At 71.9% G+C, this 16,724-nt stretch carries 16 protein-coding genes; 5 read left to right on the plus strand and 11 right to left on the minus strand.

Translation table 11 applies throughout. The features are described from left to right. Window positions 1-40 precede the first annotated feature (40 nt). From DCW30_RS00720 to DCW30_RS00745, 6 genes are all read right to left on the minus strand, one after another. Complete coding sequence (locus DCW30_RS00720) at window positions 41-1,297, minus strand: ATP-grasp domain-containing protein (protein WP_076682618.1); 1,257 nt, start codon at window positions 1,295-1,297, stop codon at window positions 41-43. Between the two features lie 12 nt (window positions 1,298-1,309). Further along, complete coding sequence (locus DCW30_RS00725; RefSeq protein WP_076682621.1) at window positions 1,310-2,221, minus strand: response regulator transcription factor; 912 nt, start codon at window positions 2,219-2,221, stop codon at window positions 1,310-1,312. Window positions 2,222-2,237: 16 nt separating this feature from the next. Then, window positions 2,238-3,242, minus strand: a complete 1,005-nt coding sequence (locus tag DCW30_RS00730; RefSeq protein ID WP_076682622.1) for an asparagine synthetase A — start codon at window positions 3,240-3,242, stop codon at window positions 2,238-2,240. 243 nt (window positions 3,243-3,485) lie between these two features. Continuing rightward, complete coding sequence (locus DCW30_RS00735; RefSeq protein WP_076682624.1) at window positions 3,486-4,166, minus strand: helix-turn-helix domain-containing protein; 681 nt, start codon at window positions 4,164-4,166, stop codon at window positions 3,486-3,488. 762 nt (window positions 4,167-4,928) lie between these two features. After that, window positions 4,929-5,645, minus strand: coding sequence for a hypothetical protein (locus tag DCW30_RS00740; RefSeq protein WP_237283305.1), 717 nt, complete (start codon window positions 5,643-5,645; stop codon window positions 4,929-4,931). 62 nt (window positions 5,646-5,707) lie between these two features. Continuing rightward, window positions 5,708-6,676 carry a pirin family protein gene (locus DCW30_RS00745; protein WP_076682626.1) on the minus strand — a complete coding sequence of 323 codons (969 nt, stop codon included), beginning with the start codon at window positions 6,674-6,676 and terminating at the stop codon, window positions 5,708-5,710. An 83-nt stretch (window positions 6,677-6,759) separates the two neighbouring features. On the opposite strand from DCW30_RS00745, the gene DCW30_RS00750 reads away from it, so the two are divergent. After that, on the plus strand, window positions 6,760-7,284 hold the full coding sequence (locus DCW30_RS00750; RefSeq protein ID WP_079249870.1) for a carboxymuconolactone decarboxylase family protein: 525 nt from the start codon (window positions 6,760-6,762) through the stop codon (window positions 7,282-7,284). A 123-nt stretch (window positions 7,285-7,407) separates the two neighbouring features. Here the strand turns inward: DCW30_RS00750 and DCW30_RS00755 are convergent, their stop codons facing one another. After that, complete coding sequence (locus tag DCW30_RS00755; RefSeq protein ID WP_076682628.1) at window positions 7,408-8,415, minus strand: NAD(P)H-binding protein; 1,008 nt, start codon at window positions 8,413-8,415, stop codon at window positions 7,408-7,410. Continuing rightward, the gene (locus DCW30_RS00760; protein ID WP_076682630.1) at window positions 8,412-8,882 is read right to left on the minus strand and encodes a nuclear transport factor 2 family protein; all 471 of its coding nucleotides are present in this window, start codon (window positions 8,880-8,882) and stop codon (window positions 8,412-8,414) included. Before DCW30_RS00760 ends, DCW30_RS00755 begins: the two co-directional genes overlap by 4 nt. A 179-nt stretch (window positions 8,883-9,061) precedes the next feature. Between DCW30_RS00760 and DCW30_RS00765 the strand changes: the two genes are divergently transcribed. Next, window positions 9,062-9,646, plus strand: a complete 585-nt coding sequence (locus DCW30_RS00765) for a TetR/AcrR family transcriptional regulator (RefSeq protein WP_076682632.1) — start codon at window positions 9,062-9,064, stop codon at window positions 9,644-9,646. 299 nt (window positions 9,647-9,945) lie between these two features. Here DCW30_RS00765 and DCW30_RS00770 read toward each other — a convergent pair whose 3' ends face one another. Beyond that, entirely contained in the window at window positions 9,946-11,913 is a 1,968-nt protein-coding gene (locus DCW30_RS00770) for a M13 family metallopeptidase (RefSeq protein ID WP_076682634.1), read from the minus strand. A 333-nt stretch (window positions 11,914-12,246) separates the two neighbouring features. Between DCW30_RS00770 and DCW30_RS00775 the strand changes: the two genes are divergently transcribed. After that, window positions 12,247-13,512 carry a hypothetical protein gene (locus DCW30_RS00775; RefSeq protein WP_237283306.1) on the plus strand — a complete coding sequence of 422 codons (1,266 nt, stop codon included), beginning with the start codon at window positions 12,247-12,249 and terminating at the stop codon, window positions 13,510-13,512. Window positions 13,513-13,638: 126 nt separating this feature from the next. Here DCW30_RS00775 and DCW30_RS00780 read toward each other — a convergent pair whose 3' ends face one another. Continuing rightward, on the minus strand, window positions 13,639-14,061 hold the full coding sequence (locus tag DCW30_RS00780; protein WP_076682635.1) for a PPOX class F420-dependent oxidoreductase: 423 nt from the start codon (window positions 14,059-14,061) through the stop codon (window positions 13,639-13,641). 61 nt (window positions 14,062-14,122) lie between these two features. Between DCW30_RS00780 and DCW30_RS00785 the strand changes: the two genes are divergently transcribed. Further along, on the plus strand, window positions 14,123-14,725 hold the full coding sequence (locus DCW30_RS00785) for a CGNR zinc finger domain-containing protein (RefSeq protein ID WP_076682637.1): 603 nt from the start codon (window positions 14,123-14,125) through the stop codon (window positions 14,723-14,725). Window positions 14,726-14,760: 35 nt separating this feature from the next. Here DCW30_RS00785 and DCW30_RS00790 read toward each other — a convergent pair whose 3' ends face one another. Next, entirely contained in the window at window positions 14,761-15,759 is a 999-nt protein-coding gene (locus DCW30_RS00790) for a GlxA family transcriptional regulator (protein ID WP_076688478.1), read from the minus strand. 250 nt (window positions 15,760-16,009) lie between these two features. Between DCW30_RS00790 and DCW30_RS00795 the strand changes: the two genes are divergently transcribed. Continuing rightward, a complete protein-coding gene (locus DCW30_RS00795; protein WP_076682639.1) occupies window positions 16,010-16,699 on the plus strand; it encodes an HD domain-containing protein in 690 nt (229 codons plus the stop codon). Window positions 16,700-16,724: the final 25 nt, after the last annotated feature.

Genomic DNA, 16,724 nt, shown 5'->3' on the forward strand with positions numbered 1-16,724 from the left:
GGGGCGCGCGTGGGGGTGGGTCCGGGGTGGGTGGTCCGGGTCAGGCGCCGGCCAGCGCGTCCTGCTCGGTCGCGATGACGATGCGCTCGGACGCCGTACGGGCCGTGCGTTCGGCGCCCCGGCCGTCCGGCCCGGTGGCGATCACGAAGCCGGAGCGCTCCCAGGAACTGCGGATCGGTTCGACGTGCGAGCCCACGGCGACGGAGACGGCGACGTCGCGCACGCCCGCCGTGGACCGGGCCTCGTCGATCCCGCTGACGGACGTGACGCGGCCGGGCCGGACACCCAAGAAGCGGATGGCTGCGCCTTGTGGCCGCCGTGGTGCCGCAGCGGGCTCCTGCCCGGCCGCGATGCGGAACCAGTTGCGCAACAGGTCCCAGTCGTAGGCGAGTTCGATGAGCCTGTGGATCTGGTCGCCGGGCAGCCTCGCGGCGCACTCCACCAGGTGCGGCATCCCGTCCTCGATGATCCACTCGCCGTGCATGACGCCGGTACGGAATCCGGACGCGCGGGCCAGGGCCAGCATGCTGGCGCTCAGCGATTCGCGTACGCCGCCCTCGGGCGGAGCCGGGACGACGTGTCCCATCTCCACCGGGTGGACGCCACCGAGCAGACGCTTGGCGGTCACGTTACAGAACAGCGCGGCGCCGTCGCGCAGCAGCAGCTCGACGCTGAACTCCTCGCCCAGGAGCCGTCGTTCGGCCAGGCACGGGGAGGGCGCCCCGTCCAGGCGCATGGTCCCCCCGATGACGTTGCGCGCGGTGGTGTGCCGCCAGGCCGCCGCCACGTCCGCGCCGGGTTCGAGGACAAGGACGCCTTCGCTGGACTGGAGGGTGGCAGGCTTGAGGACGAACCCGTCGGGGCACCCGGCGGCGAATTCCGCCGCTTCGGCCGCGTCGGACACCTCTCTCCAGGTGGGCTGGGGGATGCCCGCCTCGTCGGCGAGCCGTCGCTGACGGCGCTTGTCGCGAAAGGTCCGGGCGGCCTCGGCGCCGGGGCCGGGCAGACCCCAGGCGTCGGCGAGCACCGCTGCGGCCACGACGCCGTAGTCGTTTCCCGGCAGCACGGCACTGACACCGGGCGGCGGGGCGACGAGGGCGGGCAGCCGGTCCGCGTCGGTCTGCACCGGGGCGGGCAGGACGTCGGCGAAGCAGGCGATCTCGCCGGTGCGGTCACGGGCGCCTCGCACGGCGAGGACTTCCGGTTCGTCCATGACGAGGACGCTGTCCGGCGCCAGGAAGCCGTCGAGGACGCGCAGCAGGTCCGCGCTGTATCCCACCAGGAGGTATGCGGGCATGATCGGTCCCTTTCAGATCTCTCCGGGGCACAGTTCGCCGTGCTGGACGCCGCAGCCCAGAGCCGCCTGCATGAGCAGGACCGCTTCGAGTCGGTTGCGCACGCACAGCTTGGTCAGGGCGTGGGAGACGTGGCTCTTGATGGTGGCCGGGGAGACGACGAGGCAGTCGGACACCTCGCCGGTCGACATCCCCTCCGCGAGCAGGGTCAGCACCTCCCGTTCCCGTCGGGTCAGGCAGCGCAGCCGGACCGCGAGATCACGGCCGGCGTCCGCGGGCTGCATGGCCACGCAGAGTCCGACGAGATCAGGCGAGAGCACGATGTGCCCGGTCGCGGCGGCGGCAGCGGCTTGCGGCAGGTGGGACAGCGCCCAGTCCTTGCTCAGGCAGCCCGAGGTGCCCGAGGCCAGGGCGGCGTCCAGCCGGTGCTTGGACCAGTCGACGCCCACCAGGAGGGTCCTGCCGCCGCGGCGGTTGACGTCCTGGGCCTTGAGGACGTGGTTCTCCAACGGTCCGGAGACCAGGATCGTCAGGTCCGCCCGGTGCAGCGGCCACTCCGCGGCCGGGCGGCGGCTGTCGCCGGTGGCGACCAGGCTGACCTGGTCGTCCGCGTGCAGGGTGCCGCCGAAGACCTGGCGGGAGACCGGGTCCCCGTCGACCAGGAGGACACGGGGTGGTTCGGCGGAGGGCGGGGCGGCCGGCGCGAACACCTGCGCAGGTGCGGGCGCCGTGGCGAGCTCGGCGGTGGCGGGTCCTCCCGTGGTGGCCGCTTCGGCCGGCCCCACGGGGCCGGCCCCTTTTACGACGGGTCCGGCCGGGCGCGAGGGGAGGCGGGGAAGGTTGTCGAGGAGCGCGGCGGCGGGGAGCATTCCGCCCCACGCGCTCGCGCCGGTCTCGCGCGGGGGGTGGCTCGTGATACGGGTCATCGCGGCACCTCCGCGGTCAGGGCGAGACGACACCGGGAAGCTTCGGGAAGGCGGTGGTCTGCCACACGTAGTCGGCGCCCACCAGGTAGCGGGTGAAGCGCTGGACACCGAGCCCGAAGCCCGCGCTCGGCGGTATGCCCTTCTTCACCTCGTCCAGGTACCAGCCGTACTTGGCGGGGTTCTCCCCCGTCTCGCGCATCCGGGTGATCAGACGCCGGTAGTCCGACTCGCGTTCGCCGCCGCTGATGACCTCGCCGTAGCCCTCCGGCATCAGGAGGTCGAACGTCCGCAGCACGCCCGGCCGTTGACTGTCCTCTCGCTCCAGGAAGACGCGTGAGCCCTTGGGGTAGTCGGTCAGGAACACGGGGCGGCCGCTGCCCTCGGAGAGGAGGCGCTCGCCTTCCCAGTCGATCTCGGCCGCCGCGCTCTGGGCATGGCCGCCGTCGACGAGACGGGTGACGGCGTCCGTGTGAGCGAGCCGTTCGAACGGGGCCGCGAGCATCGCCCGCAGCGCGTCCACGTCGCGCCCCAGGTCGCGCAGCGCCGGTTCGCACTCGGCGACGACCGCTCGGGTAGCGGTGGCGATCAGCTCCTCGGCCAGGTCCATCACTTGTTCGCGGCTGGTGTGCGCCATCTCGATGTCCAGCTGATGGAACTCCGCGAGATGGCGCTGGGTGGAGCAGGTCTCCAGTGGCTCCATCCGTACGTTCGGAGCGACGTAGAAGATCTTGTCGTAGGCGAGCAAGGCCGCCTGCTTGTAGACGAAGGCGCTCGTCATGAGTTTGTAGCGGTGGCCGTAGAAGTCGACGTCGACCTGTTTGGCGCCGCGAATTCCGGGGTCGGTGACCGGGCCGATGACGGGAGGGAGGAGTTCCACGAATCCGGCTTCGTACAGGAATTCCCGGGCATGCCGCAGAAATAAGTTCTGCAGGCGGAGAATCCGGCGGGTGCTGTCGGAGCTGAGGTGTGCTCGTGGCCCGGGCGGGAGGTGCGCGCCAACCAAGACTGCGGGTGCTGACATTCTTCGTGCTCCCTCTTTCGCTAAAGGGTCAGGGAAGAACTTCGCCTGATCCACGCTAGGGGAGGGAAGTGACCGGTCCGGAATTTTCCGGCGGAATATAACCGGAACTCTGCCGACAGGACGACCGGCTCGCGGGCAGGTGGGCGCGCCCTGCGGACGTACCACTCGGGAGTGGGGTCTGCGCAGGGCGCGCGGGAGCGTCACGGCCGGGCGCCGGTGTATCGCCGGGGCGCGTCCGTGCACTCAGCGGGTGCGACGTTCCATGTATGCGGTGCCGCCGTCGACGGCGGCCAACCGCCAGCCGTCGCGGGCCACCTCCGTGAGAACACCGGTGGCACCGGGGCCGGACCCCTCGGGGAGCGGCACGGCCCTGTACTCGTAGGCGCAGGTGAGCGCGGGGCGCCGCACATCCGGTGCACCGGCTGGTTCCGCGTCCCTGTCGTCCCCGTCCGCGCCGGTTCCGGCAGCGGCCGGCCGGGCCGTCCCAGCGAGGGCTCCCGGGTCGGTATCGGGGCGCGTTCCCTTGGTGGAGGCGGGAGAGGTGAGCGGGATCGATCCCTGACCGAGCGAGGAACCGGACAACCGTGGTCCCTGTTCGGGGAGTCCATGAGCGTCGTGAAAGGGCTCCCCCGGGGCGGTGGGCCGTCCGAAGTCCGGCGGACCGACGCCGCCCGGACTTCCGTGCGGGCCTTCACGTTCCCCTTCCACGGCGAGTTTCAGCAACCGGTACCGAGTGGACCCGTCGATACGCAGAGCGTCGGCCAGCAGCTGGACGGTCTCTTTGCGCGGATGGCGCACATGACCTTTCTCCAGGTTTCTTATCGCGCGGGAACTGATGGTGGAGAGGTCGGCCAACTGCTGCTGGGTGATGCCTGAACGCAGTCTGGTGCGCATCAGCATTTCGGCGAACTGAAGGTTTTCCATGAGGTCACTCCGACATCTCGTGGACCATACTTCCCCGGATCCGGTACGCGGCCTCCGGCGTCGCCGCGCTCGGCGCATCCGGCGGCGCCGCTTCCCACCATAGGAAGCGCGCTGCCGGGCCTCCACGTCACGACCGTCACACGCCTACGCTTCGCGACAACCTTCCAGCGGCCGACGTCCCCTCCCCGTATGCACAGGTGGGACGCCGCTCCCCAGCCACGGATCCATTCGGCTGACCGAACGGGCAAGAGGCGCCCGAACGGCCCGCCCGCACCACGCGCCCGACCGGGCCCAGGCCGTCGCACCCTGTCTGAGCTGCGGGATGGGCGACCCGGCAGTGCGGCACCGGCGACAGACACCGAACGGCGCCCGCTCACCAATGCAAAATCTGCCAAATGGCCGATTACCTGTGCTAGTTGGTCATACATGGGAATGCGAGTGCCGAGCAGCACCCCTTCAGCCCGCCTCGACGCGTTTGCGTACGCCGCCGGCCGCCCTCCCCACCAGACATCGGCCTGTCTGCAGGTCAGACAGCCTTCGAACTGCTGACCCCTCACCCGGCCGCCCAGGTCGCGGCCCGGCCACCGCCCTACGCCGGCCCTCGCACCACCGAGGCCGTCAGCGGCTGCCCTTCGTACTGATCCGGGAATAGCACCACGAATATCAGGATGCGATGTTGTCCTGCGCGACATCCTCGACGAACGGGCCGACGACGGGCGACGGACCGACCGGCACGCCCGAGACCGCCACGGCCATGTCCGGTCACGATTCACGGGCGGCTCTGTCACCCGTTGACGCCACGCACTCCCGGAGCACCGGTTCCAGGCGCAGCTGGGTGTCCTCGCGGTCGAAGACTTGGAGGGTGCCGAGAAAGTCGACGATCAGCCGTGCCTCGTCCTCGTCATCGATCTTGAGCGCGACGGCGGTCGCCGCGCCTTCCAGGTCGAAGAGGCCGTCCTTGAACTCGTCGGGGAGGGCCCGGTATCCGGCGGCCGGCAGGGGATCCTCGCACACGCCGGTGGCCTCGGCGGATGCGCGGGCCTCGACCCGGTCCGCGCGGAGGTCGGCCAGACGACGCAGCACCTCGTCGGGGTCACTCCATTCCTCGCGCAGGCGGTGGGCTCGGTCCACCAGGAGCGGCCAGCCGCCGGTCAGTTCGTGGAGACGGTCCAGGCGGCCCTCCGCAGGGGACACGTTGACGCGCTGGGCCCAGCAGCGCAGGCTGCGGTGGTCACGCCTACGCAGCACTACCGGGGCGGCCGAGGTGGGCTCGGTTTCCGTCAGCAGGGAGCGCCATAGGGCGAGCTGAGCGGGGTCGGCGACGAGGACGACCCCGCGGGTGACCCCCGGAGTGGCGGGCAGTGGCGTCTCTGCCAGGTCGACGGCTTCGCGACAGGTCTCAGCACGGACCGGCTCCCGGTAGTTGATGAAGGCGCTGATGACGACCCGTCGTTCTCGGGCGCGTCCGCCAGAGCACACCCTGGGCTCCTGACCCCCGCAGCCGCCGCCCACGCACTGCCGGCAACCCGCATCCGCGCAGATCAGCGCACCCGTCCCCGGGGCTTCAGGGGCACAGACGGCAGTTCCGGAGCGGGCAGCGGGTCCCCGTCGTAGCCGTGGACCTCGCCGAAGCGGGCGCCGGCCGTCCAGTCCGCACGCGCCTGCACGATGTCCTCGTTCGACCGTCCGATGAAGTTCCACCACATGATGATCTCCTCGCCGAACGGCGTCCCGCCGATCAGGAGCACGCGCGCGGGCGTGTCCGACTCGTTGGTGAGTGTCAGGGTGGTGTGGCCCGTGCCGAGGTAGCCGAGCTCCGCCGGGCGCAGGGTGGCGCCGGCCATGACGATCTGGCCCTGGTCGACGAGGAGGCCGTGTTCGAAGGACGCGTCCACGGCGAGCGTGGTCGTCGCGCGCGGCTCGATGAGCAGTTCGGCGCCGAGCAGCGGCGAGAACGTCCGCACCGGCGATGTCGAGCCCGCCAGCGTGCCCAGGAAGACCCTGGCCTCGGCTCCGTCCACCCGTACCGGAGTGGGGACGTAGTGCTGGAAGTCCCGGTCGGCGTTCCGATGCCCGTCGGGCAGCGCCACCCAGAGCTGGACGCCGTGGAGCACGGTGGTGGCGGGCGTGGAGACCTCCGAGTGGGCGATGCCGTGGCCGCCCGTCATCAGGTTCAGCTCCCCGGGCCGGACGAAGGCGTGGCTGCCGAGGCTGTCCCTGTGCTCGATCTCCCCGCTGAACAGCCAACTCACGGTCTGCAGGCCGATGTGCGGGTGCGGTGCGACGTCCATGCCGCCGGATGCGGACACGTCGTCGGGTCCGTAGTGGTCGACGAAACACCAGGCTCCGATCAGCGTACGGGCGCGCTGGGGAAGGGTGCGCCGCACCGCCATGGCCCGCGGGCCGCCCAGCGGCACCTCGCGCGCGGAGAGGACCTCGGCCCGACGCGCGGTGCCACTGCCCTCGGCTCCGCAGCGCAGGGCGGCGGGATCACGCTCGGCATTGCTCATCGCTGCCTTCCCCCATCAAGATACTTTGGCTTTCAACCACTGTCTTCGATCATAAACCTTCACGAGTCCCAGAGGGAGCCCACATGGAGCGGCACGACCACCCGGAGCAGCGCGCCCACCAGCCGGAGCAGCACGCCCACCCGACCGTGCAGCGCGTCTACGTCGACAAGCAGAGCCCCAAGGCCTATCACGCGATGGTCGAGGCGTCGGCCGCCGTCAGGGCCACGGCGGCCGACGCCGGGCTCGACCGCATCCTCGTGGAGCTGGTCAACCTCCGCGTCTCCCAGCTCAACGGCTGCGCGTACTGCCTCGACGTGCACACCCGTACCGCCCTGCGCGAGGGCGAGACGACCCGACGCCTCGGCGTGCTGGCCGCCTGGCGGGACACCGAACTGTTCACGCCCCGGGAGCGGGCGGCGCTGGCCCTGGCGGAGGCCACCACGCACCCGGCGGACGCCGCCGCACAGGAGGCGGCGTACGCCGCCGCGCGTGAGCTGTTCTCCGACGCCGAGATATCGGCGGTGATCTGGGTGGCGATCACGATCAACGCGTTCAACCGCGTCTCCATCCTGAGCAAGCATCCGGTGCGGGGCGCCCAGGGGCGGTGAGCGGTCACAGCCGGTGCGCCGGGCGTCGACTCCCGCCGCCCGGCCGTCCCTGGCGTGGCGGACGACGGCCCCATGACGCGGCGTGCGCCACGAGTCGGCGTACGGCGAGTGCCTCCCCGGCGGTCACAGCCGCTCGGGCGTCGTGGGCGCCGCATGTGTCGGGTGCGCCGTATACGTGGGGTCTGCCGCCTGCGTCGGGTGAGCTGCGTGCCCTGCGCGAGCCAGGTGCGCCGCCACGTGAGCGGCAAAGGTGCGCGGCGCGCGGCCCGTGACGCGTTCCACGACGTCGCTGGTACGGTCCTCCGCTCCTCCGGCGATCGCCTCGTCCATGCCGGCGAGGAGATCGGCGAACGGTTCCGGCAGGCCCGTCGCGGTCAGCCGGTCCCGCATCGCCTCGCGGGAGACCGCGCGATGGCGGACCGTACGGCCCGTGACACGGGTGAGCGTGGCGGCGGCGTCGGCGTAACTGAGGGCCTCGGGGCCGGTGATGAGAGGGGCCGCGTTGTGCGGCCGTTCGTCCGTGAGGGCCCGTGCGGCGACCTCCGCGATGTCGTCGGCGTCGATGAACGCGACGCGGCCGTCCCCGGTGGCCGTCACGATCTCGCCGCGCTCGCGGATGCTTTGCGCGTGCACATGGTCACCGGTGAAGTTCTGCATGAACCAGGAAGGTCGGAGCACCGCCCACTGCGGGAACCTCTCACGGATGCCCCGGTACACCTCGCCCAGGCCCTCGTCCGTCTCCGCGATCGCCGATGACCCGAGCAGCACCACCCGCTCGACGCCCGCGCCGCGTGCCCGGTCCAGGAACGGGAGCATGGGCGCGGCCGGGTCCGGTGCGCCCACGGGCGCGACGAGGTAGACGCGGCGCACTCCGTCGAGCGCGGGGGCGTGGGTCGCCGGGTCGTTCCAGTCGAAGCGGGCCGTCTCCAGGCCGGCGGCCGGAGCGAGGCCAGCGGTCGTCCCGTGGGCAGCGGCCGGGTCGGGACCGGCAGCCGTGCCGTCATCGACCGCGGGGCCAGGATGGCGGCTCGCCACTCTGACCGCGTGCCCCGCCGCCACGAGGCGGGCCGTCACGCGACGGCCCGTCGTGCCGGTGCCGCCCGTCACCAGAACGCGCGTCGCCGTGCTCATCGGGCCGCTCCCACGAACGGCGCGTCGGCGCCGCCCGCGATCTCCAGGGCGGTCAGCGGGTTCCAGTAGTCGCGGTAGTGGGTGATCAGTCCCTCCTCGACGGTCACCACGGCCACGTACGACATCTCGAAAGGGTGCCCGGTGGCCACCGCGCGCCCTTCGGAGCGCATCTCGACGACCACCACGTCCGGGTCGCCGGTCCGGTGGACCTCGACGTACGGGATGGCGGTGAGGTCGATGTGGTCGGGATACGCGGTCATGTACGCGCTGACGGCGGCCTTGCCTTCCAGGCGGCACGGGGCGCCCGGCGGGGCGAAGGGGAACTCCATGACTCCGCCCTCGGCCCAGAGGTCGATCCACGCGTCGAACCGCTTGGCGAGGAGGAGGTCGATGCCCTGGCGGAAGACGCCCTCCGGTGTCGACGCCGGCGGGGCGTCCGTGCGGGTGCTGCTGCTGTCGTACGTCATGGCAGTGCGGTGCCTTTCGGCGTAGGGGTGAGGAGTGGCGGGCGGGGCCGCGAGGGCTCGGCCCAGCGCCACACCGCGCGGCGGGCTAATATACGGACCAGCGGTCCGCATCTAGCCCGACTATACGGACCGCTAGTCCGCTTTCGCAATCCCCGCTGCCCACTGCCCCGGAGGAACCCGTGCCCCCACCCCCTCGCAAGGAGCGGGCCGACGCCCAGCGCAACCGCGAGGCCGTACTGGCCGCCGCGGAGGAGTTGTTCGGCGCGCACGGTGACCCGGAGCGCGTGTCCATGGACGACATCGCGGTGGCCGCCGGGGTCGGCAAAGGCACGTTGTTCCGCCGGTTCGGCGACCGCCTCGGGCTCGTCAAGGCGCTCGTGGAGCGGCGCACCGAACAGCTTCGGGCCGACGTCGTCGCCGGTCCTCCGCCGCTGGGCCCCGGCGCGCCCGCCGACGCACGCGCCCTCGCCCTCCTGGACGCCCTGCTCACCCTGAAGCTCGACACGCGTCCTCTGATGCTCGCCCTGGAGAGCGCCGGCCGGGGCAGCCCGTACGACAACGACACCTACGAGCTGTGGCACGCCGAACTCACCGCGCTGCTCACCGAGGCCCGCGGCGAGCGCGACGCCGCCTTCCTGGCACACGCGCTGCTGGCCGCCGTGCGCAGCGACCTGATCGAACACCTCACCACGCATGGCACTTCCCCGGACCACATCCGCGCGGGGGTCACCGCCCTCACCCGCGCCACCCTGCGGCGGCCCTGATCCCGCCGCCTAGCCCGCACGGGCGGCTCGCACGCTGGTGGCTGGCGCCGCAGGGATCGAGTGGAGCGAGACGCGGTGCCGCGCGAACGGCTCTCTCCCGGCAGGACCGCTTGCTCGGCCACCGGGCGGCTCGCTGATGCCGCGCTCTACGAGGCCGTGGCCGGCGACGGCGACCGAACGGAACGGCCGGGCCGGGGAGGGCAACCGCACCCCTCCCCGGCCCGGCCGCCCCTCTACTGACCTGCCGACCCACCGACCACATGACCCTCCGGCCAAGCGGCCGATCGGTTCGGTTCGGCTCACCAGATCCGGACCCGATCCTCCGGGTCCAGCCACAGCCCGTCGCCCTTCACCGTGCCGAACGCCTCGTGGAACTCGTCGAGGTTGCGGACGATGTTGGCGCGGAACTCCGGCGGGGAGTGCGGGTCGATCGTGAGGTACTGCTGCTCCTGCTCCTTGCGGCGCTTGGTGCGCCAGCAGTACGACCAGTTCATGAAGAGTCGCTGGGAGCCGGTGGTGCCGTCCTCGTCGCGCGGCATCGGCGCTCCGTCGAGCGCGATGAGGTACGCCGTGTGCCCGATGGTCAGGCCGCCGAGGTCACCGATGTTCTCGCCGACCGTCAGTGAGCCGTTGACGTGCTCGCCGGGCAGGTTGCGGGGCGAGAAGGCGTCGTACTGCTCGATCAACGCCTTCGACTTCGCCTCGAACGCGGTCTTGTCGGCGGCGGTCCACCAGTCGTTGAGGTTGCCCGCGCCGTCGTACTGCGCGCCCTGGTCGTCGAAGCCGTGGCCGATCTCGTGGCCGATGACCGAGCCGATGCCGCCGTAGTTCTCCGCAGGGTCGGCGTCGGGCGAGAAGAACGGCTTCTGCAGGATGCCCGCGGGGAAGCAGATCTCGTTGGTGCCCGGGTTGTAGTACGCGTTCACCGTCTGCGGCAGCATGAACCACTCGTCGCGGTCGACCGGCGAGCCGATCTTCGCGAGCTCGCGGTCCGACTCGAAGGCGGCCGCCGCCTGCGCGTTGCCGAGCAGGTCGTCGGAGCTGACCCGGAGCGCGGAGTAGTCGCGGAAGGTGTCGGGGTAGCCGATCTTCGGCCGGAAGGTCGCGAGCTTCTCGTACGCCCGCTCCTTCGTCTCGTCCGTCATCCAGTCGAGGCGGGCGATGGACTGCCGGTAGGCCTCCAGGAGGTTGGCCACCAGGTCGTCCATCATCGCCTTGGAGGACGGCGGGAAGTGCCGTGCCACGTACTCCTTGCCGACGGCCTCGCCCATGGCGCCCTCGACGAAGGAGACGGCGCGCTTCCAGCGGGCGCGCAGCTCGGGCGTGCCGTTGAGGGTGCGTCCGTAGAACTCGAAGTTGACGCGCACGAACTCGTCCGGCAGGTACGGGGCGCAGGCGCGCAGGACCCGTGTCGTCGCCCAGTCCCGCCACCGCTCGATCGGCACCTCGGTGAGGACCGTGGAGAGGTGGGAGAGGTAGGACGGCTGGCGCACGCACGTCTCGGCGATGGTGGCGTCCGAGCCGCCCAGGCCGGTCACATAGCCGCGCCAGTCGAACTCGGGCGCGAGGGCGACCAGTTCGTCGTACGTCGTGAGGTTGTAGGTCTTCAGGACGTCACGCGTGGCCGCCCGCTCCCAGTGTCCGGAGGCGAGCCGGGTCTCCAGTGCGAGGACCGTCTTCGCGGCGGCCTCCGGCTCGGCGTGCTTGCCGAGAGTGAGCAGCTCGGTGAGGTGGGCGACGTACTTCTCGCGGATCTCGGCGAACTTCTCCTCGCGGTAGTACGACTCGTCGGGCAGGCCGAGGCCGCCCTGGAGGACGTTGAAGAGATAGCGGTCGGAGTCGCGGTCGTCGGAGTCGATGTACGAACCGAAGAGACCTGAGCCGCCGACGCGCTCGAAGCGGCCGAGGAACGCCGCGAGCTCGCGGACGTCCCGCAGCCCGGCGACCTCGTCGAGCAGCGGCTGCGCGGGGGCGAGGCCGCGGGCGGCGATGGTCTCCTCGTCCATGAAGGAGGCGTACAGCGCGGCGATCTTCTGGGCCTCCTCGGCGGAGGCGCCCTCGCCGGCCGGGGTGTCGGCCAGGTCCTGGATGATCTCCTTCACCTGCTGCTCGGCCGTGTCGGCGAGCTGCACGAAGGGGCCCCAGCTGGAGCGGTCCTCCGGGATCTTCTCCGTGTCGAGCCAGCGGCCGTTGACGTGTCCGAAGAGGTCGTCCTGCGGTCGGATGTCGGGGTTCATGCCCGGGCGGGCGTCATCCAGAATGCTCATCCTGGCAGCCTATGCGAGCGATCAGCCCGGCACGAAGGGCTTGTGCCCGGCAGAACACGGCGGATGGCCGCTCGCGGGGTTCCCACGGGCCCCGCACGAGGTCCGCGTGAGGTCCTCACGGGGTTCGCCCGGCCGCTGGCGGCATGGCTCACGATCGGGGTGCTCTGGCCCTCGCGGGCAGAGCGGCCCGGTGCTCGCGGCCGGAGTGGCTGGGTGCTCGCGGCCGGAGCGGCCCGGTGCTCGCGACAGTGACGCGCCCGCGAAATGCCCCAATCGGAGCGATAAAGTATCGCGTCAGCCTCGTCCCCCCACTGTCTCACCGGGAGCACTTCCGTGACCGTAGCCATGGCCCCGTCCGACGAATTCTGGTCGCCCGAGGAACCCGATGAAGCGGAGCCGGCCTCTCCCGAGGCAGCGGGGGCGCCTTCCCCGTCATCCGGCTCGTCCGGCTCGTCCGACTCGTCCGGGGAGGACAGGCAGTCCGCCGACGCCGCGCGTCTGATCTCCGAGGACGCCCGCGCCTTCGGGGCCTACGCGCGCACCGGCGGCTGGGCCTTCGCCCTGAAGGTCGCCCGCAGCGTCCGGCCGGGCGGGCAGGGCGCGGGCGAGACGCCGAAGATCTCCGCCAAGGAGTTCGCGGAGCTCGCGGAATGCTCGGCCGAGCGCGTCATGCGCTACTACAAGGCCTGGGACAAGGCCGCCGACGACGGCATGGTGCCGCACTTCGAGGCGCTCGCGCCGGGCATGGAGGTGGAACTGCCCGACGCCGACGTCTGGTCGACGTACTACGCCGCGCGCTCCAGCGCCCTGACCCCGCGCGGCAACGCGATCTCCGAGGCCGCCGAGGCCGAGGGCATCCGCCCCACCAAGGCCCTGGAGGTCGCCGAGAACCCGACCGCCCTGCGCGCCGCGATCCTCGCCGACCCGGGCACCGCGGAGGCGGCCCGCAAGGCGCTGATGGACCGCATCGACGAGGACCCGGCGCTCCGCACGGAGCTGGTCCGCGACATCGTCCGCACCGACGATCTCAAGAAGGCCGTCGCCGCCGAGTCCAAGGCGGGCGACCGCGTCGACTACGTCCGCCAGATCGTGGAGAAGGGCCAGGTCAAGACGCCTGCGGGCCAGATGATCGAGGCCCCGGCCGAGCTGCGCGAGGAGGCCGAACGGCACCTGTCCCTCATCGACGAACTCGACGAGGGCGAGGACTCCGGCGAGTGGGCGCGCGAGGCGTACGACACGGTGCGCGACCTCATCGCGGAGACCGTGCAGAGCAACCCGGAGCTGCGGGTGCAGGAGCGCCGCGCCAAGTTCTACAGCAGCCTGCAGAAGGCGACGAAGGTCTTCGAGGAGCTGACCTTCGACGACGTCGATGACATCGACGACATCTACGAGGACGACATGGTCGAGCGCCTGGAGGACCTGCGCCAGGCGATCGGCGCATGCATCGACGCCCTCCAGTCGGCGACCACGCAGGGGCAGACCCAGGCCCGGCCCCGGGCCTGGAGCGAGAGCGAGGCCCGGGGCGGCGAGGAGCGGACCCCGACCGTGCCCGCGCAGCAGAGTCCCGCCGACGCCTCGCAGGAGCACAGCCCTGCCTGATCTCCGGGACGGCGGGACGGCCCTGCGGGGAGTGGTTCGCCCCCGCCCCCCTCGTGCGTCGTGATCACATCACGTGGTCAACGATCCGCAGGGCCGCCGTCCGGTCTTCCGGGTGGACGGCGGCCGTCAGGGGGTGAGGGTGATGCGGATGCCGACCGTTCCGTCGAGACCGCGCCGCATCCTGCTCCCGAGCAGCGTGAGGAAACCGATGACCTTGTACTTGCGGGTGATGAGGGTGCGGTAGCGCGCGGTCACCTCGGGCGGGCATATCTCCGCGGTCGCGGGCGCCTGCGCCCCGGTGGGGTTGCCCCGCACGTCGCACGGTCCGACCAGGACGTCCGGGCGTCTGCGGATGCGCTTCACCTTCCAGGAGTCACTGACCGTCCAGATTCCGAGCGCGTCCCCGTCGCGGACGACCCAGACCGGGCTCGGCACCAGAGTGCCGTCCTTTCGGTAGCTGCTGACCAGCAGGTACTTTCCGCTGCCGAGCCGTGTGAGCTGTGCGTCCCGGTTGTCGGGAGCGTCGGGAGTGCCGGGGGCGTCGTCCATGGCGGGAGTCTAGGCCGCCCGCCCGGCCACGGCACCGTCCGTAACCGTTAACGTTGGTTACATGCCCTCATCCGCGTCCCCCGGCATCCTGATGCGCTCACACACCGGTGCCAGGTACCGCTTCGACCCGGGCGCGCTCTGCCTCGAACTGCTGACGACCGGCGGCATCGGCGAGTTCCGGCGGTATGAGGTGCTGCACGCCCCCGGCGATCTCGCCGCCTGGGCCGAGCGGTCGCGGCTCACGCCCACGCCCGACCTGCGGGTGTCCGAGGCGGAGGTGGCGGACGCCCGGCGGCTGCGCGACGCCCTGTGGCGCGCGATGACCGCCCGCGCCCTCGACGAGACGCCGGACCCGGCCGACATCGCCGCCGTCAACGAAGCCGCCGCCCGCCCGCCGCTCACCCCGGCGATCGCTTTGGACGGGGAGCGGGTCTGGACGGGGACCGCCGACGGGTCCGAGCTGCTCTCCACCGTCGCGCGCGACGCCGTGGACCTGCTGACCGGACCGTTCTCCCACCGCATCCGGATGTGCGCCTCCGACAACTGCTACCTCGTCTACGTCGACACCTCCCGCCCCGGCCGGCGCCGCTGGTGCTCGATGGAGCACTGCGGCAACCTCCACAAGGTCCGGACGCTGCGCGCACGCCGCTCCGAGGAGGACTGAACGCCCGCGCAGGGTCGTCAGGTGCGGCGGTCGCGTCATGCGCCGACGCCACGCGCCACATCAGGTTCGCCACGAGCCGTACGGAAGCGTGCGGCGTATGCGGACGGGGTCGTCCCCAGGTGCCGCGCGAAGGCCCTGCGGAGCGTTTCGTCGCTGCCCAGACCGCTGCGGTGCGCGGCGTCGGTGACGGAGACACCGCGTTCGAGCAGGATGCGGGCGGCCTCCACGCGCAGGAGCTCCACATGGGCGGCGGGTGTGCTGCCGACCTGCTGGACGAAGAGCCGGGAGACGTGCCGGCCGCTGAGACCGGCCCGCGCGGCCAGCGCACGCAGGCTGTGGTCGGCCGCCGGGTCGGCGGCGATGGCGTCGAGGAGCGGACGCAGCACCGGGTGGCGTGTCGTCGCGGTGCGGGACGCCGCCGAGAACTGGGACTGGCCGCCGGGGCGCTGGAGGAAGACGACCAGGTCGCGGGCGACCCGGCGGGCCTCGTCGGGGCCGTGGTCCTCTTCGACGAGCGCGAGGCACACGTCGATGCCCGCGGTGACGCCCGCCGAGGTCAGGACCGGGCCGTCCTGGACGTAGATGGCGTCCGGCGTGACGGTCACGTCGGGATGGGCGCGGGCCAGGTCGTCGGCGTACTCCCAGTGCGTGGTCGCCCTGCGGCCCCGCAGCAGTCCGGCCGCCGCGAGGGCGAACGCCCCGGTGCACACCGACGCCACCCGGCCCGCGCCGGGGGCGAGCCGGGCCACCAGTTCCACGAGTGCGGGGCGTTCGTCGAGGAGGCGCAGGTCGGCGGGGCCGGGGACGACGAGCGTGTCCGTCCGGCCGACGTCGGCGGCCGACACGTCCGCGGCGATGCGCAGCCCGGTGGAGGTCGTGACGTCACGTCCGTCCGGCGTACAGACCCGCACCCGGTAGGCGCCGGTGGTGCGGGCCGCCGTGTGGAAGACCTCCAGCGGGGCGGCCACGTCGAGGAGACGGACGCCGTCGAAGGCCAGGACGAGGACGTCGTGGGCGGGCTGGGGTCGGCGCATGGCCTCAGCGTAGGCGGCGGGCACCTCCGGATCCACGGTGTCCGGATCTGTGGGGTCCGGATCTGTGGGGTTCCTGTCCCTGGGGACATGGCGGGCGCGAGCCCCCTGCCCCAGGCTTGAGTGCAGCGGGCCTGGACGCGTCAGGCCTCACGCAGTCGCAGGTCCCACCCAGCAGCAGACCTCATCCAGCAGCAGGTCTCACGCAGCCGCAGGCCCGAGTGCCGCTCGGCCGATCGACAGGAGCCGCCCGATGAACGCCCAGCCACCCTCCGCTTCCTCCTCCCCCGCGCCCTTCTCCTCCCCCGCCTCCTCCGCGGCGGGAGTCTCCGTTCCTGACACCGAGCTGGCGGCCGAGGCGACCGAACTCGTCCGCGACGTCACGGACGACTTGATCTACCACCACTCCCGCCGCGTCTACTGGTTCGGCAGCCTCCAGGGCCGCAACCGCGGCCTCGACTTCGACCCCGAGCTGCTGTACATCGGCGCCATGTTCCACGACCTCGGCCTCGGCGAACGCTTCCGCTCCAGTGGGCGCCGCTTCGAGGTCGACGGCGCCGACGAGGCCCGCCGCTTCCTGGAGAGCAGGGGCGTGCCGGAGGACGGTGTGCGGCGCGTCTGGACGGCCATCGCGCTGCACACCACCCCCGGCGTCCCCGAGCACATGGAAGCGGAGGTGGCCCTGGTGACCGCCGGGGTCGAGTACGACGTGCTCGGCATCGGATTCCACGACGTCAGCGCGGACGACCGCGCCGAGATCACCGCGCTGCATCCGCGTCCCGACTTCAAGCGACGCATCCTGAAGGCGTTCACGGACGGGATCGCGCCGAAGCCGGAGACGACGTTCGGCAATGTGAAGGCCGATGTCCTGGAGCACTTCGTGCCCGGCTTCACTCGGGGCGACTTCGTACGGGTGATCCAGGACTCTCCCTGGGACGAGTAGCGCGGCGGCCCTGCGGTCCCGGCCC

The organism is Streptomyces alfalfae, from assembly GCF_004127445.1.
In the GTDB taxonomy this organism is placed as follows: domain Bacteria; phylum Actinomycetota; class Actinomycetes; order Streptomycetales; family Streptomycetaceae; genus Streptomyces; species Streptomyces alfalfae.